Here is a 22,735-nt window from a genome sequence, read left to right on the forward strand (position 1 = left end):
GCTGCGCTGTCATCGTGATGCCTTTCTTCTCCGCCGGTGCGCCAACTATGCGTGACGCCGATCTACAGGTGCTTAACGGTCACTTGATTCGCGGTAATACGGATCTGCCACGACGGGCTCACCGTCGGCGTACGTGTACACCTCCTGACCGGAGACGAACACCCGCACCGCCCGGCTCATGACGTCCAGCGGGTCCCCCGACCAGATGACCACGTCGGCGTCGAGGCCGGGCCTCAGCGCACCCACCCGGTCGTCGATGCCCATGATCCGGGCCGGGTTCAAAGTGATCGAGCGCAGCGCCTCGGCCGGGTCCAGGCCCTCCTTGACCGCCAGCGTGGCCTGGTGGACGAGGAAGTGGATCGGCACCACGGGATGGTCGGTGGTGATGGCCAGCTTCACCCCGGCCCGTGCGAGGATGCCCGGGTTGCGCAGAGAGCGCTGGCGCAGCTCGACCTTCGAACGGGTGGTGAACAGCGGGCCGATGATGACGGGGATGTTCCTGGCGGCCAGGGTGTCGGCCAGCAGGTGACCCTCGGTGCCGTGGTTGATGATCAGACGGTGGCCGAACTCGTCGGCCAGCCTGAGCGCGGTGGCGATGTCGTCGGCCCGGTGCGTGTGCTGGCACCACGGCAGCTCGCCGTCCAGCACGCGGACCAGGATCTCCAGCGTGCCGTCACGGTCGAACGGCTTGCCCTCCGACGCGGCAGCCGCCCGCCTGGCCTTGTAGTCCTGCGCCTTCATGAACGCGTCCCGGATCACCGCGGCCACGCCCTGGCGGGTGGAGGGCAGCTTCTTCTGGTCGCCGTACACGCGCTTGGGGTTCTCGCCGAGGGCGCTCTTGACGCTCGCCGGCTCCTTGACCAGCATGTCGTCCACGGTCCTGCCCCAGCACTTGATCGCGACGGTCTGCCCGCCGATCGGGTTGCCGGAGCCGGGCTTGATCACCGCGGTCGTCACGCCGCCTGACAACGCGTCGGCGAAGGCCAGGTCGGCGGGGTTGATGGCGTCGAGGGCGCGCAGGCGTGCGCCGTTCGGGTCGGTCATCTCGTTGGTGTCCTGGCCGGCCCAGCCCTCGGCCTCCTCGTGCACGCCGAGGTGGCCGTGGGCCTCGACGAAGCCTGGCAGCACCCAGCCGCCCGCGGCGTCCACGACGGGGGTCCCCTCGGGCACGGCAATGTCCCGGCCGACCGCGGCGATCTTCCCGTTCTGTACGAGCACGGTGCCGCCGTCGATGGGGTCGCCGTCGATCGGCACGACATATCCGCTGGTAATGGCAAAATTCATGACTTGTAACTTATCGGTAAGCGGGTAGCAGCCTCGGATGGCCTCAAACCTGCACAGAAGCCGCCGTTCGACGACGTCGAGGTCAGCCTGGACGTGGGGCCGATCGTGGACGGCGACCACGTTGCGGCGAGGTGGACGTTCAGAGCTGGGGATAGGCTGACATATCCGCATTTGCACGGGTTGTTCAGGGAGAACGGCGAATGTCGCAGGAGTACGGGCTAGGCACGGGCCCAGCCCCCCGGTCGCTCAGCGACGAGGAGCTCTCGAGCCTGCTCTCTGGCCAGCGGTTCGGCTCGCTGGCCACGAACAAGGGCGCCGGCGACCCCCACCTGTCCACCGTCATCTACACCTGGGACCCGCACCAGCGCGTGGCGCGCATCTCCACCATCGCCGACCGGCTCAAGGTCCGGCAGCTCCACAAGGACCCGCGCTGCGCCCTGTACGTGGCCAGCAACGACTTCTGGTCCTACGCCGTGGCCGAGGGCGAGGCGGAGCTGTCGCCGGTCAGCACGGAGCCGGGCGACGAGGTGGGCATGGAGCTGCTCGCCATGCAGGTGGGCATCGAGGACCCGTACACCTTCCTGCGCCAGATGGTCGAGGACCGGCGGCTGGTGATCAGGATCCGGGCGGCGCGGCTGTACGGGACAGCTCTGTCCGTACCCTCCTGATGGCACGGTGTCTGTTGTAGGCCACCGACGCGATCACGACCAGCACGAGCCCCAGGTCGATGCCCGCCGACCAGCGCATGGCGTGGACGTGGTGACCTCCCTCGGCGGCCGCGAAGAAGACCGCGCCGATCACCGCCACGCCGCCCGCGCCCGCGAACTGCTGCGCCGTGCTGAGGATGCCGGACCCGATGCCGGCCTGGTGCGGCGCGACCTCGACCAGCGCCGCCCCGATGAGCTGCGGCAGGACCAGCCCGTTGCCCGAGCCGACGAGCATGAGCGCGACCATGACGTACGGCAGGCCGAGACCGGCCGTGAAAACCAGCAATATGAGGCCGAGCCCGGTGACCGTGCCGCCGATCATGACGACGACGAGGCCGTACCTCCTGACCAGCCGCGTCCCCAGGATCGAGGTCACCGAGAACAGCACCCCCATCGGCGCGAACGCCAGCCCCGCCTGGAAGGCCGTCAGCCCGAGCCCGCCCTGGAGGAGCAGCGTCAGCGTGAACATGAACGACGCGAAGTACGCCATGAACGCGACGATCGACCCCACGCCCGCCAGGTAGGAGTGGACCTTGAGCAGCGCCAGGTCGAGCACCGGCCGGCCGCCGCGCGCCCCGAGCACCCGCTGCCAGCGCCAGGTCAGCGCGAACACGGGAACGGCCGCAGCCATGCTGACCCAGGTCCAGGCGGGCCAGCGCAGGCTGTTGCCGAGGCCGAGCGGGACCAGAACCAGGGCCAGCCCTACGGCCAGGCCCGCCGCGCCCGGCAGGTCGAGTTTGGCGCGCCGGGCGGTCTCGACCTCGGGCAGCAGCCAGACGGCCAGCGGCGCCACGATCAGGCCGACGGGCAGGTTGACCAGGAAGATGATCCGCCAGCCGAGCGCCAGCACGTCGGTGGTGAGCAGCAGGCCGCCCAGCACCTGCCCGGCGATCGAGCCCAGACCGCCCGCGACGCCGTACCAGCCGAGGGCGCGCGCCCGCTCGTCCGGCGGGTACACCGCCGAGATGGTGGCCAGCACCTGCGGCACCATCATCGCGCCCGTCAGGCCCTGGAGCAGACGGGCCGCCACCAGCTGCGCCGGGTTCACGGCGATCCCGCACAAGACCGACGCGACCGTGAACGCCACCACGCCCCAGATGAACAGCCGCCGGTAGCCGTAGCGGTCGCCGAGCCGCCCTCCGGTGATCATGCCTGCCGCGTAGGTGAACGCGTAGCCGCCCACGATCAGCTCGAGGGCGGCCGGACCTGCGTTCAGGTCGTGTTCGATGGAGGGGGCGGCCACGTTGACCACGAAGAAGTCGAACTGGGCCATGAACCAGGCCGAGAGCAATACAGCCAACGCAGCGCCATGTTTCACGACATTCAGGCTAGGACTTCAAGAACAACTGGCCTCCACCGGGGTTCTGCGGCCGGGTACGGCTCCCCTCAACGGGTTGATGAGGGAAGCCGCGTGACGCTCCCCTCAGTGATCGCAGGCTCCAGAGCCGGTGAGGTCTCCCGCAGGCCGTGGCGCGACCACCAGCGGGACAGCGGGGCCGGAGCCCACCAGGCCCAGCGGCCGAGCAAGCGCATCGTGGCGGGCACCAGCAGGCCTCGGACGATCGTCGCGTCCACGCCGATCGCGATCACCAGGCCCACGCCGATCATCTTCATCAGCGTGACCTGCCCCAAGGCGAAGCCGCCGACCACCACGAGCAGCAGCAGGGCCGCGCTGGAGATCACGCCGGACGAGCGCTGGGCGCCCACCGCCACCGACTCCGCACTGTCATGCGTTCTGTCCCATTCCTCCCGGATCCTGGAGACCAGGAACACCTCGTAGTCCAGCGCCAGCCCGAACGCCATCACCAGGATGATGACCGGGAACACCACGTCCAGCCATCCGGCGGGGTCGAAGCCCAGGAGGCCGGACAGGAACCCGTTCTGGAAGATCAGCGTGATCGCGCCGAACGAGGCCGACAGCGACAACATGTTCAGGACGATCGACTTCAGCGGCAGCACGAGCGAGCCGAAGGCCCAGAACAGCAGCACCCCGCAGACCACCACCACGAACAGGGCGAACCACGGCATCCGGTCCGCGACCGCCTCGCGCACGTCGAGGAGGGTCGCCGGGCGGCCGGTCACCAGGGCCGTGGCGCCGGAAGGGGCCGGGACCGCGCGCAGCTCTCGGGCCATCCGGGCGGCGGCGTCGCTGGTGGGCTCCGCGCGGTACGCCATCGTCAGCCGGGCCACGTCACCCTGCTGCCCGGTCACGGTCACGCCGTCCACGCCTCCGACCTGGCCGAGGCGCGCGGCGTACTCCTGGGCCTGCCGGGGCGAGACGGGGGTGACGACGGCCGTCATGACGCGATCGGGCGCGTGGTCGAAGCGGTCGCGGAGCTGCTCGGCGACGATCCGGCTGGTCGCATCCGAGGGCAGCAGCGCCGGGTCGGGGATGCCCCACCGCACGCCGAGGAACGGCACGCCGAGCGCGATGAGCAGGCCCCCGACGGTCACCGTGGTCACGACCGGGCGGCTCATGGCCCCGTGCGCGAGCCGGTACCACCAGCCGCGCTCGGAGCGGCGAGGGAGCGGGATGCGCAGGGAGTCGACCCGGTGCCCGGCGATGCCGAGCAGCGCGGGCAGCACCGTGAGCGTGGCCCCGACGGCGAACAGCACCACGGCGGCGCCCGCGTACCCGATCGAGCGGTAGATGAGCTGCGGGAAGATCAGCAGACCGAGGAAGCAGGTGGCCAGCGTCAGCCCGGAGAAGACCACCGCCCGCCCGGCGGTGGCCATCGTGCGGGCCACCGCGTCCTCGACGTCCCTACCCGTGTCCAGCTCCTCGCGGAAGCGGGTGACCAGGAGCAGGGCGTAGTCGATGGCCAGGCCGAGGCCCAGGACGGTGACGATCTGGAAGGCGTACGTGGAGACGTCCACCAGCGAGGTGAGCAGGCGCAGGACCGTCAGCGACCCGAACATGGTGAGCAACCCGATCGCCAGTGGCAGCCCCGCCGCGACCGCGCCCCTGAACACCAGCACCAGCAGGATCATGAGGATCGGCAGCGAGATGACCTCCGCGCGGACGACGTCTCCGAGGCTGAGCCGATTGATCTCCATCGGGAAGACCAGGGGGCCGCCGCGGGTCACCGTCAGGCCCGGCGCCTCCAGGCTGTCCTTGATCGCGTTGTAGCTCGCCGCGCGATCCTCGCCCGCCATCGTGAGCGTCACGTAGGTCGCGTGGCGGTCTTTGGAGACGTACCGCGGGGAGTTCGCCGTCCAGTACGTGTGCGCGGCGCCGACCTGGCCGACCGGCAGCCGGCCCACGACTGTCCCGATGGCGCTCGCGAACGCGGGGTCGTCGACCGTGAGCGTCCTGCTCTCGTACACGACGATCACGTCCACGCCGTCGTGGGGGAATGTGCTCTCCAGCAGCCGGTCGGCGCGGTTGCTCTCGCTGCGCGGGTCGACGAAACCGGCGCCGCCCGTGAACAGGCCCATCGCCGTGCTGCCGAACAGCCCGCCGGCAACCGCGACGGCCAGCGCCGCGGCCACGATCCACCATCTCCGGCGGACGGCGAACCGGCCTATCGCTGCGAACATCTCAAATCCTCTCTGAAGCGGGCTCAGACCCAGGCCCACTGTGGTCACCGGGTCGGCAGGGGCGCTTCCGTCCCTCGTCTCGGCCCTGCGGCCACTTGGCGGAGCAGGTCCGGCCACTTGGGGGAGCCGCCGCCGACCACCGCCCTCCTAGCATCGGGACGTGCTCAGCGGCTGGACGGAACGCGTTTTCGACGACCAGGTGGCCACCGTGCGCCTGGTGGTGCTGTCGCTGCTGGCCCTGGGTGATCTGAGCCTGCTGCACCGCCCCGAAGGGGTGGTCGACTGGGCGCTGGCGCTCGCGGGGCTGGCCGCGTGCCTGGCGGGCGTCCGCGCGCCGATGGCCGCCACCGCCACAGTGTCCGGACTGCTCGTCGCGGGCGACGCGATCGGCACCCACGTGGGCATACCGATCAAGGCGATGGTGGCGGTGGCGCTGTTCGAGCTGGCGCTGCGGGGACGCGGGCGGCGGATCGCCGTCGGTGCCGGGGTGGCGGCGTTCTTCCTGACTCTGCACGCCATGTCGGCGCCGTCAGCCGAAGTGCTGCCGACCGTCTACCGGCTGGCCATCCTGGCGGGGGTGCCGCTGCTGTTCGGGGCGTACGTGCGGCTCACGCGCGAGAACGCCCGCCAGGCCAGGGAACGCGCCGACGCCGAGGTGCGGCGCCGCCGGTCGGAGACGCTGGCCGCACGGGCCGCCGAGCGCACCGCCATCGCCCGCGAGCTGCACGACCTGGTGGCGCATCACGTGTCGTCCATGGTGCTCAGGGTCGGGGTCGCCCGTCACGTGCTGCCTGCCGCCGATCCCCGGGTGACGCAGGTGCTCGACGACCTGCACTCCTCAGGCAGCGCGGCCCTGGTGGACCTGCGCCGCCTGGTGGCGGTGCTGCGCGATCCCGGGCAGGTGGGCGGCGAGCCGTTCTTCTCCCTGGTCGATCCGGCGGGTCTGGTTGGCGCGCTGGAGGAGGCCGCGGCACGGGTCCGGCAGTCGGGGCTCACGGTGCTGACGGAGATCGACCAGGCGGTGGCCGGGCTCGACTCCGTACGCGGGCTGACGGTGCTGCGGCTGGTGCAGGAGGGGCTGGCGAACACGGCCAAGCACGCGGGAGAGAGGGCAGAGGTACGGATGCAGGTGCGGGTGGTGGAGGGAACGGTCCTGCTGGAGATCGTGGACGACGGAGGCTCCGCGGATCGGACCGGGCAGGGGCAGGGGCAGGGGCAGGGACAGGGGCATGGGTTGATCGGGATGGCCGAGCGGGTGGAGCTGCTCGGCGGCCGGTTGGAGGCAGGGCCGGCGGGACGCGGATGGCGGCTGTACGCGGAGCTGCCCGCGCAGGACGTCCCCGCTGCCGACGAGGCGGCGGCTCGGGTGGTGCCCGCATGATCAGGGTGCTACTCGCCGACGATCAGAAGCTCGTCCGCGTCGGCCTGCGCATGCTCTGCGAGTCGGACCCCGTGATCGAGGTGGTCGGCGAGGCCGGAGACGGGCGTGAGGCGGTGCGGCTGGCCGGCGAGTCGCTACCCGACGTGATCCTCATGGACCTGCGGATGCCCGGCGTGGACGGCATCACCGCGACCGAGCGCATCATGGCGGCCCGCCCGTCCAGCCGGGTGGTCGTGCTGACCACGTTCGACGACGATGACCACCTCTACCCGGCGCTGGCCGCCGGCGCGTTCGGGTTCCTGGTGAAGGACTCGCCGCCGGGCGATCTGCTCACCGCGCTGCGCAGGGCGGTGGCCGGCGAGCCGCCGTTCAGCCAGGCCGTGCTGGCACGGCTGGTCGAGCAGGCCGTACGAGCGCGCGAGCCCAGGCCCGAGGCGACGCCGGAGGTCCCCGAGCTGAGCCCGCGCGAGCGGGACGTGCTGGCCATGGTGGGCGCCGGGCTGTCGAACCGGGAGATCGCCGAGCGCCTGCATCTGGGGGTTTCGACGGTCAAGACGTACGTGACGAGCCTGATGCGCAAGACGGGCACGCCGAACCGGATCCGGCTGGCCGTGCTCGCCGCGCGATCGTCAGGCGCTCAGTAGGTCGTGCAGGACGTCGGGTTTGTTGGTGATGATCCCATCTACCTTGTAGGCCAGCATCCGGCGCATGACGTCCGGGTCGTCCACCGTCCAGGCGAGCACCTTCATGCCGAGGGCGTGCACGCGCCGTACGTACGAGGAGGTCAGCGTGGTGTACGGCGGGTTGATCTGGTCGGCGAACTTGGCCAGCCCCGGCAGCTCGGCCGTGGACGGCGTGCCGAGCAGCCCGATCGGGACGTCGGGCAGCAGCCGGTGGAAGGTCCGCATCGACGCCCAGCTGAAGGACTGCACCACCAGCCGCCCGGGCGCGAGCCAACCTGAATGGCGGCGCAGCTCGGCGGCGACGCGGGCCTCGATGCCCGGGTAGAGCGCCGGCTCCTTGATCTCCAGCAGGAGCCCCATGCCCGAGCCGCTCATCTCGCTCAGCGTCTCGCCGAGCGTCGGCACCTTCTCGTCCTTGTACTCGCCGGAGAGCCACGAGCCCGCGTCGAGCTTGCGGATCTGGGCGAGCGTGAGGTCGCCGACCTTCCACGGGGACAGGTCGGGGAAGACCCGTTCGGCGTCCGTGGTGCGGGCCAGGGTCGCGTCGTGCATCAGGACCAGCTGGTGGTCCTTGGTCTCCTGGACGTCGAGCTCGAACATGTCGGCGCGCTGCTTGCCCGCCAGCTCGAAGGCGGCGATGGTGTTCTCGGGAGCGTACGCGGAGGCGCCGCGGTGGGCGACGGCGGTGACGGCGGTGGCCGCGTGGGCGGGGGTGGTCAGGACGGTGGTCGAGATCGCGAGGATGACGGCGAGTCGCCTGATCATGGGTCTCCTCGGGGTGTGGGGAGATATACGACTCGACGATGACGAGGCCTCGTGACTACGAGTTGAGGGAAGAGTAACGGAGCGGTGCCCGCGCGATGAGCATTCGACACGCGGGACGCGGAAAGCCGTGGAGGCGAGCCGATTCGGCTCGCCTCCACGGACTGGCCAGGGATCAGGCGACGAGCTGCTTGTCGGCCTCCCGCTGGATCAGGTCCTTGTCGGTGATGACCACCGCGTCGGGGATCGCGTCGGGCAGGTCGTCCTCCAGATACCGGACCGGCCGGTAGCGGAAGGCCGCCAGGCCCATCAGCACGGTTACCGCGCCCGCGACGAGGGTGAGCAGCGCGATCCCCCGGCCGTGTGCGGAGCCGGCGATGGGGTTGAAGACGTGCTCGACCAGCGGTCCGGCCAGCAGGAACCCGGCCGGGACCATGGCCCAGCTGAGCATCAGGTTGGTGGCGATGACCCGGCCCTGCAGGTCGAGCCCGACCTTCTGCTGCACGATGGAGAACCAGTGTGCGTTCAGGAGCGCGGTGAGCAGCCCGATGAGGAAGAGCCCGATCGCGGGCAGCGCCGGGTGGGGCGCGATCCCGATGACGGCGAAGGCGACGCCCAGCACCGTGAAGCAGGCGAGGATGCCGTGGGTGCGGCGTGCCAGGCCGCCGGTCACCGTCATGATCGCGCTGCCCACCAGGAGTCCGATGCCGGTCATCGAGAGCGCCACGCCCAGGCCGCGGGTGTCGGTGAGGCTGAGCAGCAGCGGCGTGGACAGGACCTCGACCATGGCGAAGGGCAGGTTCAGGAACGACGTGAACAGGATGATCGCCAGCAGTCCGTGCCTGCGGGAGATGTAGCGCCAGCCGCCTGTCACCTCCCGCCAGAACGACTCCTCCCGCTTCTTGAAGAGCGTGTCCGGGAAGCGGACCGCCAAGGTGACGATCGCCGCGAAAGCGAAGGTGGACAGGTCGATCACGATGATGCCGTGCAGCCCGACGGCGGCCATGAACGCGCCGCCCAGCAGCGGCGCCAGTACGGTCCCCGCCGCCTCTCCCAGCTGGGCCAGGCCGTTGGCTCTGCCATAGTAGCGTTTGGGCACCAGCTGGGCCACGGCCGCGATGTAGGCGGGCTGGTGGAAGGCTGTGGAAACCGCGCCGATGGCGACGATGACGTAGATGTGCCAGAGCTGGAGCCCGCCCGTCCAGAGCAGGGCGGCCAGCGAGGCGGAGGCGCAACCGGCCGCCGAGTCGGCGGTGATCATGATGACTCTGCGGTTCCAGCGATCCGCCACCGCTCCGGCGATCGGCGCCAGCACGACGGCGGGCAGCAGCGCCATGACCGAGACGATGGCGAACATCGAGATCGACTGTGTCTGCTGGTAGACCCACAGGCCCAGGCCGAACGTGGTCAGTCCGGTGCCGATCAGCGACACCAGCTGTCCGAAGGCCACCAGGAAGAACGTCTTCAGGCTGGCCTGCTGGTAGCTGGGCGGCGGCGGCGCCGGGGACCGGTCACCACCACCGAGGATCTGGGCCAGCTCGGGCGCCTGGTGCTTCTGGAAGTAGTGACCGGCCTTGGGGATGACCTCCAGCGACACCGTGTCGGAGAAGGTCTCCCACTCGCGGAAGCGCTCCTCGTACAGCTCGGTGGCACGGTCGTTCTCGCCGACCACGCATACCAGCGGCGCCGACAACTTCTTGACGGGCGCCTGGTAGAGGTCGGTGTAGTAGTCCTCGCCCTCCTGGGTGTCGTGGAGGAAGACGCCCATGAGAAAGTCGCGCTCGCGACGGTCCAGCGCTTCGGTGAAGAAGCCCATGGCCCGCAGGAACTCGAGCGCCTGCCGCTTGGAGGTCCACCGCTCCATCGGGAAGATCTTGCGGATCCAGGCGAAGGCCTTTCCCGGCAGGCGGGGCGCGGGAAAGTGCCCGCCGATGACCACCTTCACCAGGTCGATGCCTTCCTCCTCCAGCCTGCGCGCCAGCTGGACGGTGAGCGCGCCGCCCATGCAGTGGCCGTAGAGCGCGAGGGGCCCGTCGACCTTCTCCTTGATCTCCTTGACGCAGCCCTCGACGAGCTCGTGGAAGGGCAGCACGGGCTCGCCGGGGTTGCCGGTGTCGTGGCCCGGCGGCTCCAGCGCGAGCATGGAGATGTGCTCGGGCACGGCCGCGGCCAGCGGCTGGTAGGTGATCGCGCCGCCGCCCGCGAACGGCACGCAGACCAGGGTCAGCGAGGCCGCTGAGCGCGGAGGGGTCAGCTCATGCAATAGGCCGATATTTCGGGATGAGCCGTCGAGTGTGGCGAATGCGCGGATCGTGGGGTTCTTGAAGAGGTCCAGCACGGTTGCCTGGATCCCCGAGTCCCGTACCGCACGCACGGCCTTGAAGGAGTCGCCGCCCAGCGCGAAGAAGTCGTCGTCGATGCCGACCCCCTTCACGCCCAGGATCGCCGACCAGAGGTCGACCAGCTTGGCCTCGGCCGGTGTCCGCGGCGCGGTGCCCTCAGCGTGCACCTGACTCACCGGCTCGGGCAGCGCCTTGCGGTCCACCTTGCCGTTGGGGGTGAGTGGCAGCTTGTCCAGCAGCACGAACGCCGAGGGGATCATGTAGTCGGGCAGCTTGCGCCGCAGGTACTCGCGCCAGTCGTGCTCGCCGGGGGCGGTCAGGTAGGCCGCGATGCTCTTGTCCTCCTCCGAGCCGCGCACCACCACGGCCGCCTCGCGGACCGCGGGATGCGCCAGCAGGAGCGACTCGATCTCGCCCAGTTCGATCCGGTAACCGCGGACCTTCACCTGCCCGTCGGCCCGGCCGAGGAACTCGATCGAGCCGTCGGCCCGGCGCCGCGCCAGGTCACCGGTCCGGTACAGCCTGGCGCCGTCCCGCCAGGTGATGAAGCGTTCCGCCGTCAGCTCGGGCTGCCCGAGGTAGTCGCGGGCCAGGCCCGCACCGCCTATGTAGAGCTCGCCGACCACGCCGGTGGGAACCAGCTGCATCGCGGAATCGAGCAGGTGGATCCGGGTGTTGGCGATCGGGTGGCCGATCGTGATCGGCCCGTCGGTGACCCGGGTGAGCGTGGACCAGATCGTGGTCTCGGTCGGCCCGTACATGTTCCACAGTTCGGCGACCCGGCCGCGCAGGTCCGTGGCCAGGTCGGCGGGAAGCGCCTCGCCGCCGCAGAGCGCCTTCAGCCCTGGCTTGCCCTCCCATCCCGACGACAGCAGCAGCCGCCAGGTCGCCGGAGTGGCCTGCATGACCGTCGCGCCGTCCAGGAGGGCGGCCAGCCGTACCGGGTCGTAGGCCGCCTCCCGGCTCGCGATCAGCACGCGGCCGCCCACCGTGAGCGGCAGGAACAGCTCCAGCACCGAGATGTCGAAGGCGAACGTGGTGACGGCCAGGAGCGTGTCCTGGCCGGTCAGGCCGGGCTCGCGGCTCATCGAGGCGAGGAAGTTGACCACCGAGGAGTGCTGGACGCGTACGCCCTTTGGCCGCCCTGTGGAGCCGGAGGTGTAGAGGACGTAGCAGGGGTTCTGCTGGGTCGCAGGCGAAGGCGACCGTTCCGGGCTCTCGCCGGAGAAGCCGTCGTCGGCGAGGATGAGCTGCCCCTGGTAGCCGGTGTAGCGCCCGGCCAGCTCGCGCTCGGTGACCAGGACGCCGATGCCGGAGTGGTCGAGGATGTAGTCCTGGCGCTCCTGCGGATACATCGGGTCGAGCGGCACGTACGCGCCACCCGCCTTCAGCACGCCGAGCAGGGTGACCAGCATCGTGGCCGACCGCTCCATCGCGACGCCCACCAGCGTCTCGGGCCCGGCCCCCGCCGCGCGCAGGCGCCGGGCGACCCGGTTGGCCTGCTCGTCCAGCTCCCGGTACGTCAGCGAGACGCCCTCGAACGTGACGGCCACGGCGTCGGGCGTCCGGTCGGCCTGTGCTTCCACCATCTCGTGGATGCACAGGTCGGGCACCTCGACGTCCTGGCTGTCCAGCTGCTCGGCCAGCTCCTCGCCGGTGAGCAGGGCCAGGTCGGACAGTGCGGTCTTGGGGGCCGCGACGATCGCTGAGAGCAGGGTCTCGTAGTGCCGGAGCAGCCGCTGAGCGGTGCCGGAGTCATAGAGCGCGGTGTTGTACTCCAGCCTGCACAGCAGCTCGTCGCCCTGCTCGTAGACGTAGAGCACCAGGTCCACCTGGGCGGTGCCGACCTCCACGGCCAGCTCCTCCACGGCCAGCCCGGCCATGTCCAGGTCGCTCTTGGGCAGATTGAGCAGGTTGAACAGCACCTGGAAGAGCGGATTGCGCGACAGGTCCCTGGGCGGGTTGAGCTCCTCCACCAGCCGTTCGAACGGCACGTCCTGATGGGCGTACGCGCCCAGGGCGTATTCGCGCACCTGCGCCAGGAGTTCCGTGTACGGCAGGCCGCCGTCCATCGTGGCCCGCATGACCAGGGTGTTGATGAAGCAGCCGGCGATGCCTTCGAGCTCGGGGCGGGTGCGCCCGGCCACCGGCGAGCCGACGCAGATGTCCTCCTGGCCGCTGTAGCGGTACAGCAGGGTGTGGAGCGCGGCCAGCAGGGTCATGTAGAGCGTGGCGCCGCGATCCTGGCTCAGCTTCCGCAGTCCCTCCGCCAGCTCCGCGGGGACCACGTGGGTGGCCACCGCCCCCTCGAAGGTCTGCATCGGCGGGCGCGGCCGGTCCGTGGGCAGGTCCAGGCTGTGCGGGATGCCGCGCAGCCGCTCCTTCCAGAAGCCGAGATCGGCGACCTGCTCCCGCTGCCGGCGCGCGTAGTCGCGGTACCTGAACCGCGGCTCGGGGAGCGTCTCGCCGTTGTACAGCGCGGCCAGCTCCGTCCTCAGCAAGGTGATCGACCAGCCGTCGACGACGATGTGGTGGAAGGCGAGCGACAGGACGTGGTGATCCGGGGCGAGCCGCAGCAGCCGGGTTCGGAACAGCGGGCCGTGCTCCAGGTCGAAGGGCTGGGCCGCGGCCTCGCTGAGTGCCCGCTCGGCGTCGTCGCAGTCCTCGACCGGCAGCGGCACCTCCCCCGCGGGCAGCACCACCTGCGCCGGCTCGCCGTCCGGGGCGCGGAAGACGGTCCGCAGCGACTCGTGCCGCCGCACCAGCTCGCGCAGGGCGCCGTGCAGCCGCTCCACGTCCAGCTCGCCCCGCAGGTCCAGCGCCGTGGCCACGACGTACGCGGCCGACCCGTGCACCTGGTCGATGAACCACATGCGCCGCTGGATGAACGAGACGGGAGCCGGTCCGGGCTCCTCGACGACCGGGATCACCTCGCGGGCGCCCGCCGGGATCACCTCCCGAGCCCCCGCCGACGCGACGAGCGCCCGCTGGCCGCCCAGCGTGGGGTGGTCGAAGACCGCCTCGATGGGCAGGCCGAGGCGGGAGGCGAGCTGGGTGGCCACGAGGGAGTCGCCGCCCAGGCTGAAGAAGTCGTCCTGCGGGCCGGTGGGCGCGATGCCGAGCACGTCCTGCCAGGCGGCGGCGACCACGTCGAGCTCCTGGACCGCCCGCGCCTCCGCCACCGGTGCCGCCGCGACCTCGAAGCGACGCGTCCGCGGCCCGATCCAGTAGCGGCGCCGATCGAACGGATAAGTAGGCAGCGGCACCCGCCTGCCCGATGGGCCGAACGCCGTCCAGTCGACGTCAGCCCCGCTCACCCACAACCGCCCGACGCCCTCCAGCAGGGCGGCCTGTCCGCTCTCCGGCTCGGCGAACGGGGCGACCGTCGCCTGGCCTCCCTGGCGGCGTACCAGGGTGGCCAGCGTACGGCCCGGCCCCACTTCCACCACGGCGGCGTCGGCGGTCACCAGGGCGCGGGCGCAGTCGGCGAACCGCACGGTCTCCCGCAGGTGGCGCACCCAGTAGGCGGGGTCCTTGGTCTCGGCGCCGGACACCCAGCCGCCCGTGACGTTGGAGAGGTACGGCACGCCGGGAGTGCCCGGCTGCACCGAGGCGACCTCGGCGGCGAAGGCGTCGAGCACCGGATCCAGCATGGCGGAGTGGAAGGCGTGGGAGGTGCGCAGCGTGCGGCAGGCGACGCCCTGCCGCACCAGCCGCTGCTCCAGCTCGGCGATGGCCTGCTCCGGGCCGGCCAGGACGCACAGCTCGGGAGTGTTGACCGCCGCCAGTGAGACGTCCTCGCCGAGCAGGTCACCCACCTCGGACTCGGGCAGCGGCACGGCCAGCATCGAACCAGGGGGCAGGCTCTGCACGAGGCGGCCGCGCGCGGCGACCAGGCGCAGCGCGTCCTCCAGGGTGAAGACCCCGGCCAGGCAGGCGGCGACGTACTCGCCGATGCTGTGCCCGGCCATCATCGCAGGCCGCACGCCGCGCTCGATCAGCGTGCGGGCGAGCGCGTACTCGGTGACGAAGAGCGCGGGCTGGGTGAGCCAGGTCTGGTCGAGATCGCCGTCCTCTCCGTACAGGGCCTGGCGCAGGTCCAGGCCGAGGTACGGCTCGAGGATGCGGGAGCAGGCGTCGACGGCGGCGCGGAAGGTGCTCTCCGACCGGTACAGGCCCGCGCCCATCCCCCGGCGTTGCGAGCCCTGGCCGGGGAAGAGGAAGGCGACCTCGCGCGGGTGTGACTCGCCTGTGATGAGCTCGGCATCCAGTGCCGACCGGTGGTCCTCGGCGACCAGGATGCCGCGGTGCCGCAGCTGGCGGCGGCCGAGCCGGAGGGTGGCGGCGACGTCGCCCAGGTCCGTGTCCGGACGCGCGCGCAGGTGGGCGCGGAGCCGAGTGGCCGCTCCCGCCAGCGCCGAGTCGCCGGCGGCCGACAGGATGAGCAGGTGGGGGCCGGTCGCCGGCGAGGCAGGAGCTTGTACGGGTGCTTCCTCCAGCACCACGTGGGCGTTGGTGCCGCCCATCCCGAAGGCGCTGACCCCAGCCCTGCGCGGTCCCGGTCCCTGCGGCCATTCCGCGCCGGCGGTGGGCACGTAGAACGGGCTGAAGTCGATGCGCGGGTTGGGCGTCGCGAAGTTGACCGTGGGCGGCAGCGTGCGGTGCTTGAGCGCCAGCACGGTCTTGATCAGCCCGGCCATCCCGGCGGCGGCGTCGGCGTGGCCGATGTTGGACTTGACCGAGCCCAGCGCGATCCGCCGATCCCCGGTGAAGACCTGGGAGAGCGCCGCGACCTCGATGGGATCGCCGAGTGCGGTGCCCGTGCCGTGCGCCTCGATGTAGTCGATCGTGCCGGGGTCGACGCCGGCCGTGGCCAGCGCCGCGGTGATGACCTCGGCCTGGCCGTCCACGGCCGGCGCGACGTAGCCGACCTTCCTGGTGCCGTCGTTGTTGACCGCGGAGCCTCGCACGACGGCGTGGATGGTGTCGCCCGCGGCGACGGCGTCCTCCAGTCGCTTGAGCACGACGACGCCGACGCCGCTGGCGCCGATCGTGCCCTGGGCCTCGGCGTCGAAGGGACGGCAGTGGCCGTCCGGCGAGCCGATGCCGCCGCTCTGGTAGAGGTAGCCTCGGCGGGTCCAGGCGCTGACCCGTACCGCTCCGGCCAGCGCGATGTCGCAGTCGCCCGCGATCAGGCTCTGCCTGGCCAGGTGGAGCGCGACCAGCGAGGTGGAGCAGGCGGTGTTGACGCTGATGCTCGGCCCGCGCAGGTCGAGCTTGTAGGAGGTACGGGTGGCCAGGGAGTCCTTGTCGTTGCTGAGCATGACCTGGTACTCGCCCACCGCTTTGAGCACGTCAGGCGCGGCCAGCAGGTTCTCGATGAAGTAACTGCTCATCGCCGAACCGGCGAAGACGCCGATCTGCCCCGGGTGGCGGGCGGGGTCGCAGCCCGCGTCCTCCAGCGCCTCCCAGGCGGTCTCCAGGAACAGGCGCTGCTGCGGGTCGAGGATCTCGGCCTCGCGCGGAGTGAACTGGAACAGCGTGGCGTCGAACAGGTCGATGCCTTCCAGCACCGTCCCCGACCTGACGTAGGCGGGGTCTGCCAGCCGGTCGGGGTCCTCGCCGTCGGCGAGCAGCTCCTCGTCGGTGAAGTCCTGGACGGCTTCCACGCCGTCGCGGATCGCCGCCCAGAACTCCTCCGGCCCCGTGGCGCCGGGGAAGCGGCAGGCCATGCCGACGATGGCGAGCGCGCCGCCGGCGGGCGCGCCGGCCACGACCGCCTCCGGCGCCGGCTCGCCGGGGCTCAGGTAGGCCGTCAGCGAGGCGATCGTCGGATACCTGAACAGGTCGGTGACCGTCAGGCTGAACCGCTTGCGCAGTCGCTCGTGCACCTGCAGGACCAGCAGCGAGTGGCCGCCCACCTCGAAGAAGTTGCTGTCGGGGCCGAAGGCGTCGGTGCCCAGCGCCTCGCGCCAGGCCCGGGTGATGAGCTGGGAGATCTCGCGGCGCGGCAACTCCCCGGGCGCCTCGTCCCCGCGCATGGCCAGGGCCAGCACCTGTTGGAGCTCGGCCACCAGGCTGCGGATCGTTCCCGCGTGGAACAGGTCCGTGTTGTACTCCACGAGCCCGTCCAGGGTCTCGCGGACACCCACGGTCAGGTCGAACTTGGCCGTGCGTTCGGGGATCTCCACGGGGGTGACCGTCAGGCCGGCCAGCTCCAACCTCGCCGTGGCCTCGGGCAGCATGTTGAACATCGTCTGGAACACCGGGCTGCGGTCCAGGCGGCGCTCCGGGTTGAGCTCCTCCACCAGCCGCTCGAAGGGCATCCCCTGGTGGTCGTGGGCGTCGAGCACCGCCTCCTTGACCCGCCCGACCACCTCGGCGAACGACGGCTCGCCCGAAAGGTCGGCGCGAATGGCCAGGGTGTTGGTGAAGAACCCGACCAGGCCCTCGTACTCGATCCTGTCCCGGTTGGCTATGGGCGTGCCCACCACCAGGTCCTGCCGCCCGGAGCGCCGGGAGAGCACCACCAGGTAGGCCGCGAACAGCACCATGTACGGCGTGGCGCCCAGGCTCCGGCAGTACGCCTTGAACTCCTCGCGTGGGAGGTCGAGGGAGAAGGGCAGCTCGGCGCCCGCGTACGTCTGGACGGCTGGTCGAGGCAGGTCCGTCGGCAGCTCGGTGAACGGCGGTGCGCCCGCCAGCGTCTCGCGCCAGTAGTGCAGCTCCCGGCTGTGGTCCTTCTCCCGCTGCCAGATCGCGTAGTCGGGGTACTGCCGGGACAACACCGGCAGTACCTCGCCGTTGTAGAGCGCGCTCAGCTCCCGGCGCAGCACATCCAGCGACCATGCGTCGGCGACGATGTGGTGGAGCGTGAGGTGCAGGACGTGCTGCTCCGCACCTTCGCGCGCCAGGTGTGCGCGGATGAGCGGGCCGGTGGTCAGGTCCATCGGCGTGCCGTCCTCGGCGTCCGCCAGGTCGACCGTGAGTGAGTCGGCCACGATCTGGTACGGGCCGTCCTCGTCCATGGCGAACGTGGTGCGCAGGCTCTCGTGCCTGGCCACCAGGGCGTTCAGCGCGCGGTGCAGCGCTTCACGGTCGAGTGGGCCCTCGATGCGGAAGGCGAGCGGGATGAGGTAGTGCGCGGCGCCCGGCGCCATCTTGTCCAGATACCAGGCGCGAAGCTGGGTGAAGGACATCGGCAGCCGGTCGGGCCTGGGCCGCTCGGCCTGCTGCTGCTTCTTCTTGCGTAACGCTTCCAGGAGCTGGCGCTGCTGGGCTGACAGGCTCATTGGTTACCCTCCATCGACCGCAGCAGGGCCTCGGCCTCTTCGTCTGAATACGCGGCGACCATGAGATAGAGCTCGGCAGCCGCCTCCACGTCCGGCGACGTGAGCTGAGCGCCGAGCTCGGCGACGGTCGGGTGGGTGAAGAGCGTCCGCAGCGGCACCTGCACGTCCAGCGCCTCGCGCAACCGGGAGGCGATCCGCGTCGCGTTGAGCGAGTGACCACCCAGCTCCAAGAGGTTGTCGTGCCGCCCGACCTGCCCGCCCAGGACCTCCTGCCAGATGGCGGCGATGGCCTGCTCCACCGGGGTGGCCGGAGCCGTGACGGTCCGTACGCCCTGGCCCGGGTCCGGCAGGGCGCGCCGGTCCACCTTGCCCGAAGGGTTCACCGGCAAAAACTCCAGCGCGACGAACGCGCTCGGCACCATGTACTCGGGCAGCCGCTCGGACAAATGGACACGCAGCTGCTCCGGGGCCCAGTGCTGGGCGCCGTCGGCGACCACATAGGCCACCAGCCGGTCCTCCCTGACCATGACGAACGCCTCACGCACGGCCGGATGCCCGGTCAGCACCGCGGCGATCTCGCCGGGCTCCACCCGGTAACCACGGATCTTGACCTGGTCGTCCGCGCGGCCCAGGAACTCGATCTCCCCCGCCTCGTTGCGGCGGGCCAGATCTCCGGTCCGGTAGAGCCTGCGCCCGTCCCGCCAGGTGATGAAGCGTTCCTGCGTCAGCTCGGGCTGGCCGTGGTAGCCCCTGGCCAGGCAGGCGCCGCCGAGGTGCAGCTCACCGGGGACGCCGTCGGGGGCCTCGTGGCCCATGCGGTTGAGGATCAGCGCCTGGATGCCCGTGACCGGCTTGCCGATGGGCGGCAGCCGCGGCCAGCTCTCCGGAGGGCCGGTGAGCGTGTGGGCGATGTCGATGATCGCACCTTCGGTGGGCCCGTACTGGTTGTGGAGCGTCATCCACGGCCGGATGAACCGCTCGAGCTGCGGGGTGACCTGGAGCTGCTCCCCCGCGGTGATCACCTCGCGCAGTGTGGCGGGCGGCTCGATGCCGGCGCCGGCCAGCGACTGCAGCGCCACGAAGGGCAGGAAGATCCGCTCCACCCGGGTCCGGGCGACGTGGTCGAGCAGGGCGGCCGGGTCGCGCCGTACCTCGTCGCTGACCATGACGAGCGTCCCGCCGTACGCCCAGGTGCTGAAGATCTCCTGTACCGAGACGTCGAAGCCGAGCGCGGTGAACTGCAGGCTCCGGTAGGCACCGCTGTGCCAGGCCATGAGGTTCGCGACCGGGCGGTGTGGCATCGCCACGCCCTTGGGCTGGCCGGTCGAGCCCGAGGTGAACAGGATGTAGGCCAGGTTGTCCGCTGTGACGCCGCTGTCCGGCCGGTGTTCCGGCCAGCCGTCGAGGTCGGTGTCGACGTGGACGGGCCGCTCGTGCGGCAGGCTGCCGGCCAGCGCCTGGTGCGTCACCAGGACCGGGGTGTCGACCCGGCCGAGCACCTGGGTGAGGCGTCCCTTGGGGTAGGAGGGGTCGAGCGGCACATAGGCGCCACCCGACTTCAGGATCCCCAGCAGCGCCACGGGCAGGTCGAGCGAGCGCCGCACGTGCAGGGCGACCGGCACCTCCGGGCCCACCCCCAGCCCTCGCAGCAGGTGAGCCAGCCTGTTGGCCCGCCGGTCGAGTTCGGCGTAGGTGAGGGCGGCGCCGTCGAACTCGACGGCGACCGCGTCGGGTGTCCTTTCGGCCTGCTGTTCGAAGAGCCGGTGCAGGCACTGGTCGGGGCCGCGACCGGCGGGCTCGTGCTCGTGGGCGAGCAGCGTGGAGATCGGCGCCGCCGGGTCGGCCGTCACCTGCTCCAGGACGCGTACGTAGTGGCTCAGCAGGCGCTCCGCGGTAGCGCGTTCGAACAGGTCGGTGGCGAACTCCAGGCTCAGCTCCTGCCCTTCGGCGTAGATCACCAGGTCGGCCTTGGCGCCGCCGTTCTCCACCTCCTCGAGCATCCGGAAGGTCACCTCACCGCCCCGCTTGGCGCCCGGCGGCTCCTGCATCGCGAACATCACGTCGAAGGGCGGCCGGCCGTCGGGACAGAGCTCCCGCACGATCTCCTCGAGCGGCACGTCCGTGGGCGTGGCCAGGACCGTCGCCCGCACCTGTGACAGCAGGCGCTCGAACGAGGGGTCTCCCGCCAGGGCGGTCCTGATCGGCAGCGTCTCCACGAAGAAGCCGATCGCGGAGTCCGCGCCCGGCGCCTCCCTGCCGGAGAACGGCACGCCCGTCACGATGTCGTCCTGGCCGCTGTAGCGGTGCAGCAGTGCCTGGAAGGCCGCGAAGAGCACCATGAAAGGGCTGGCCTGGGCGCGCCTGCCCAGCGACTCCACCTCGGCGGGCAGCCCGTCCGGCAGCGTGACCCGGACCCGGGCGCCGCGCCGGAGCGGCCCCGTCGATCCCGGGCCATCGGCGGGCAGCCCCAGCCGCTCGGGCGGCGCCTCCAGTGCCTTCCTCCAGTACGGCAGGCCGTCAAGACCCTGCTTGCGCTGGTACGGCCCGGCCGTCGACGGCAGGCTCTCCCCCGCGTACAGCCGCGCCAGCTCGTCCAGGAAGACCCCGGCCGACCAGCCGTCGAAGGCGATGTGGTGGACGTTCACCAGCAGCCGGTGCCGGTCGTCGGCGAGCCGGAGCAGCAGCGCCCGCAGCACAGGACCGTTCCGCAGGTCGAATGGATCACGGGCGGCGTGCTTCGCCAGCCCTTCCGCGCCGCGCTGGGTGGCGTCCATGACCTTCACCCGCACGGTCACCGCCGGCTCCACCACAGGCACCGGCTCGCCGTCGTGCTCTTCGTAGCGGGTACGCAGGGGCGGATGCCTGCGGACGATCTCGTTGATCGCGTTCTCCAGGCGCCCGGGGTCGAGGGGACCGTCCAGGGCGAACAGGATGGGCACGTTGTACTGCGCGCCGGGCGCCACCTGGTCGATGAACCAGAGCCGGCGCTGCGCGGCGGTGAGGCCGCCCTGGAGGGGGTCGACCGCCTCCGTCGCGTCCGGCAGGGCGTCGATCGCGCGGGCGAGCGCGGCGACCGTGGAGTGCTCGAAGAGCATCCGGGGCTCGACCGGCTTGCCCAGCCTTTCGTGGGCACGGGCGGCGATGCGCATCGCCAGCAGCGACTGGCCGCCCAGTGCCAGGAAGTCGTCGTCGGCCCCGACCGGCCCGGCGCCGAGGACGTCCTGCCAGATCTCGGCGAGCAGTATCTCGGTGGAGGTGCTGGGCGTCGTGATCGATCGGGGCGCGCGGACCGGGTCAGGCAGAGCGGCGCGATCCACCTTGCCGTTGCCGGTCAGCGGAAGCTCGTCCAGGAAGACCCAGACGGTGGGGATCATGTAGTCGGGCAGGAACCGGCGAAGGTGGGCGCGTACCTCCTGCTCGGTCGCCGTGCCCACGATGTAGGCGACCAGTTCGTGGCCGCGGACGGCGGTGGTGGCGGCCCGGATCCGCTGGTGACGGCCGAGCACGGTCTCGATCTCGCCGAGCTCCACCCGGTTGCCGCGGATCTTGACCTGGTCGTCCGCACGCCCCAGGATCTCGATCTGGCCGGCCTGGTTGCGGCGGGCCAGATCTCCGGTGCGGTAGAGGAGCCGCCCGTCCTGGTCACGGACGAAGCGCTCGGCCGTGAGATCGGGCCGGTTGAGGTAACCCAGGCCGACGCACACGCCGCCGAGGTAGATCTCGCCCTCCTCGACCGGCCGCATCGCCTCATCCAGGAGCTGGACGGTTACGCCTGGCAGTGGCGAGCTGAGCGCGGGCGGGCGGCTCTGGCCGTTGTAGACCGGCACCTCGCCGGCGATCGCGATGACGGCGCATTCCGCCGGGCCATAGAGGTCGAGCAGGCGGAAGGGCAGCCCCGGTCTCGGGTAGGTGGTGAGCCGGTCCCCGCCGGTGCCCAGCGTCGCCAGCTTGGTCTCCGCCGGCCAGGACAGGCCGAGCAGGCCCTCGGCGATGGGCGTGGGTGCGAAGCAGGTCGTCAGCTCCTGGTCCACGATCCAGTCGCGCAACGCGGGCAGCGAGAGCCTGGTCCGCTCGCTGGGGACGACCATCGTGGTACCCGCGGTCAGGTACAGCCAGATCTCCCAGACCGAGGCGTCGAAGTTCGGGCTGGCGAGCAGCGAGGCACGGCCGCCCAGTCCGAAGGTCTCGTGCGACCACGTGATCAGGTTGGTCAGCGCACGGTGAGGGACGAGCACACCCTTGGGAGTCCCCGTCGAGCCGGAGGTGTGGATGACATAGGCGAGATCGCCGGGCTCGACGTGGGGCGGGGGTAACGCGTCCGCCGGGGCGGGCGTGTCGATCACCGGAATGCCGTCGGGCACCAGGGATCTCCACTCCGGTGCCGTGACCACGGCCGCGGCTCCCGCCAGCAGGGCGTGGATCCGCTCCACAGGCGTGGCCGGATCGATCGGCGCGAAGCCGACGCCGGCCTTCATCGCACCGAGTTGGCCCGCGACCAGCCGGATCGAACGGTCCGCGAGCACGGCCACCCAGCGCTGCTCGGTCATCGTGAAATGACGCAGCTGAGCGGCGATGCCGTTCGCCAGGCGATCTAACTCTCGGTAAGTGAGGTGTTCTTCACCGGCCGAAACAGCGACCCTTTCGGGGGTCGCGCACAGCTGCGCCTGGTAAAGGTGCAGAACAGATGCCAGGGGTGGTGCATCTGACGTCATTGTCACGCCTGCCAGTGTTGAGTTTTATGTGC

The 22,735-nt window shown here is 71.1% G+C and carries 9 protein-coding genes; 3 read left to right on the plus strand and 6 right to left on the minus strand.

Annotated elements, in window-relative coordinates; genetic code table 11:
• Positions 1 to 72: 72 nt before the first annotated feature.
• Complete coding sequence (locus tag ACQPWU_RS43250; protein ID WP_433431458.1) at positions 73 to 1,284, minus strand: amidohydrolase; 1,212 nt, start codon at positions 1,282 to 1,284, stop codon at positions 73 to 75.
• Positions 1,285 to 1,484: 200 nt separating this feature from the next.
• Here ACQPWU_RS43250 and ACQPWU_RS43255 point away from each other — a divergent pair, with 200 nt between their 5' ends.
• The gene (locus tag ACQPWU_RS43255; protein ID WP_433431459.1) at positions 1,485 to 1,952 is read left to right on the plus strand and encodes a PPOX class F420-dependent oxidoreductase; all 468 of its coding nucleotides are present in this window, start codon (positions 1,485 to 1,487) and stop codon (positions 1,950 to 1,952) included.
• Here ACQPWU_RS43255 and ACQPWU_RS43260 read toward each other — a convergent pair.
• Both ACQPWU_RS43260 and ACQPWU_RS43265 read right to left on the minus strand, forming a co-directional pair.
• Positions 1,900 to 3,309, minus strand: coding sequence for an MFS transporter (locus ACQPWU_RS43260; RefSeq protein ID WP_433431460.1), 1,410 nt, complete (start codon positions 3,307 to 3,309; stop codon positions 1,900 to 1,902). The two genes, ACQPWU_RS43255 and ACQPWU_RS43260, sit on opposite strands and share 53 nt — an antisense overlap.
• 68 nt (positions 3,310 to 3,377) lie before the next feature.
• Positions 3,378 to 5,531 (minus strand): MMPL family transporter, encoded by a 2,154-nt coding sequence (locus tag ACQPWU_RS43265; protein ID WP_433431461.1) that lies wholly within the window; start codon positions 5,529 to 5,531, stop codon positions 3,378 to 3,380.
• 160 nt (positions 5,532 to 5,691) lie between these two features.
• On the opposite strand from ACQPWU_RS43265, the gene ACQPWU_RS43270 reads away from it, so the two are divergent.
• Complete coding sequence (locus tag ACQPWU_RS43270) at positions 5,692 to 6,912, plus strand: sensor histidine kinase (RefSeq protein WP_433431462.1); 1,221 nt, start codon at positions 5,692 to 5,694, stop codon at positions 6,910 to 6,912.
• Positions 6,909 to 7,556, plus strand: coding sequence for a response regulator (locus tag ACQPWU_RS43275; RefSeq protein ID WP_433431463.1), 648 nt, complete (start codon positions 6,909 to 6,911; stop codon positions 7,554 to 7,556). The genes ACQPWU_RS43270 and ACQPWU_RS43275 overlap by 4 nt, the downstream gene beginning before the upstream one ends.
• Here ACQPWU_RS43275 and ACQPWU_RS43280 read toward each other — a convergent pair.
• The 3 genes from ACQPWU_RS43280 to ACQPWU_RS43290 form a co-directional block, all read right to left on the minus strand.
• Complete coding sequence (locus tag ACQPWU_RS43280) at positions 7,542 to 8,360, minus strand: glycerophosphodiester phosphodiesterase (protein ID WP_433431464.1); 819 nt, start codon at positions 8,358 to 8,360, stop codon at positions 7,542 to 7,544. The two genes, ACQPWU_RS43275 and ACQPWU_RS43280, sit on opposite strands and share 15 nt — an antisense overlap.
• A gap of 172 nt (positions 8,361 to 8,532) precedes the next feature.
• Entirely contained in the window at positions 8,533 to 17,991 is a 9,459-nt protein-coding gene (locus ACQPWU_RS43285; RefSeq protein WP_433431465.1) for an amino acid adenylation domain-containing protein, read from the minus strand.
• Positions 17,988 to 22,703: an amino acid adenylation domain-containing protein gene (locus ACQPWU_RS43290; protein WP_433445430.1), complete on the minus strand. Its 4,716-nt coding sequence runs from the start codon at positions 22,701 to 22,703 to the stop codon at positions 17,988 to 17,990. Before ACQPWU_RS43290 ends, ACQPWU_RS43285 begins: the two co-directional genes overlap by 4 nt.
• Between the last annotated feature and the right edge of the window lie 32 nt (positions 22,704 to 22,735).

Origin of the sequence: Nonomuraea sp. CA-141351 (assembly GCF_050944675.1) — a bacterium.
GTDB lineage: Bacteria > Actinomycetota > Actinomycetes > Streptosporangiales > Streptosporangiaceae > Nonomuraea.

Excerpts from the sequence above, each read along its gene's own strand:
- ACQPWU_RS43255 (WP_433431459.1), top strand. The coding sequence starts at position 1,485 with ATGTCGCAGGAGTACGGGCTAGGCACGGGCCCAGCCCCCCGGTCGCTC.
- ACQPWU_RS43280 (WP_433431464.1), bottom strand. The coding sequence starts at position 8,360 with ATGATCAGGCGACTCGCCGTCATCCTCGCGATCTCGACCACCGTCCTG.
- ACQPWU_RS43275 (WP_433431463.1), top strand. The coding sequence starts at position 6,909 with ATGATCAGGGTGCTACTCGCCGACGATCAGAAGCTCGTCCGCGTCGGC.
- ACQPWU_RS43285 (WP_433431465.1), bottom strand. The coding sequence starts at position 17,991 with ATGAGCCTGTCAGCCCAGCAGCGCCAGCTCCTGGAAGCGTTACGCAAG.
- ACQPWU_RS43250 (WP_433431458.1), bottom strand. The coding sequence starts at position 1,284 with ATGAATTTTGCCATTACCAGCGGATATGTCGTGCCGATCGACGGCGAC.
- ACQPWU_RS43290 (WP_433445430.1), bottom strand. The coding sequence starts at position 22,703 with ATGACGTCAGATGCACCACCCCTGGCATCTGTTCTGCACCTTTACCAG.
- ACQPWU_RS43265 (WP_433431461.1), bottom strand. The coding sequence starts at position 5,531 with ATGTTCGCAGCGATAGGCCGGTTCGCCGTCCGCCGGAGATGGTGGATC.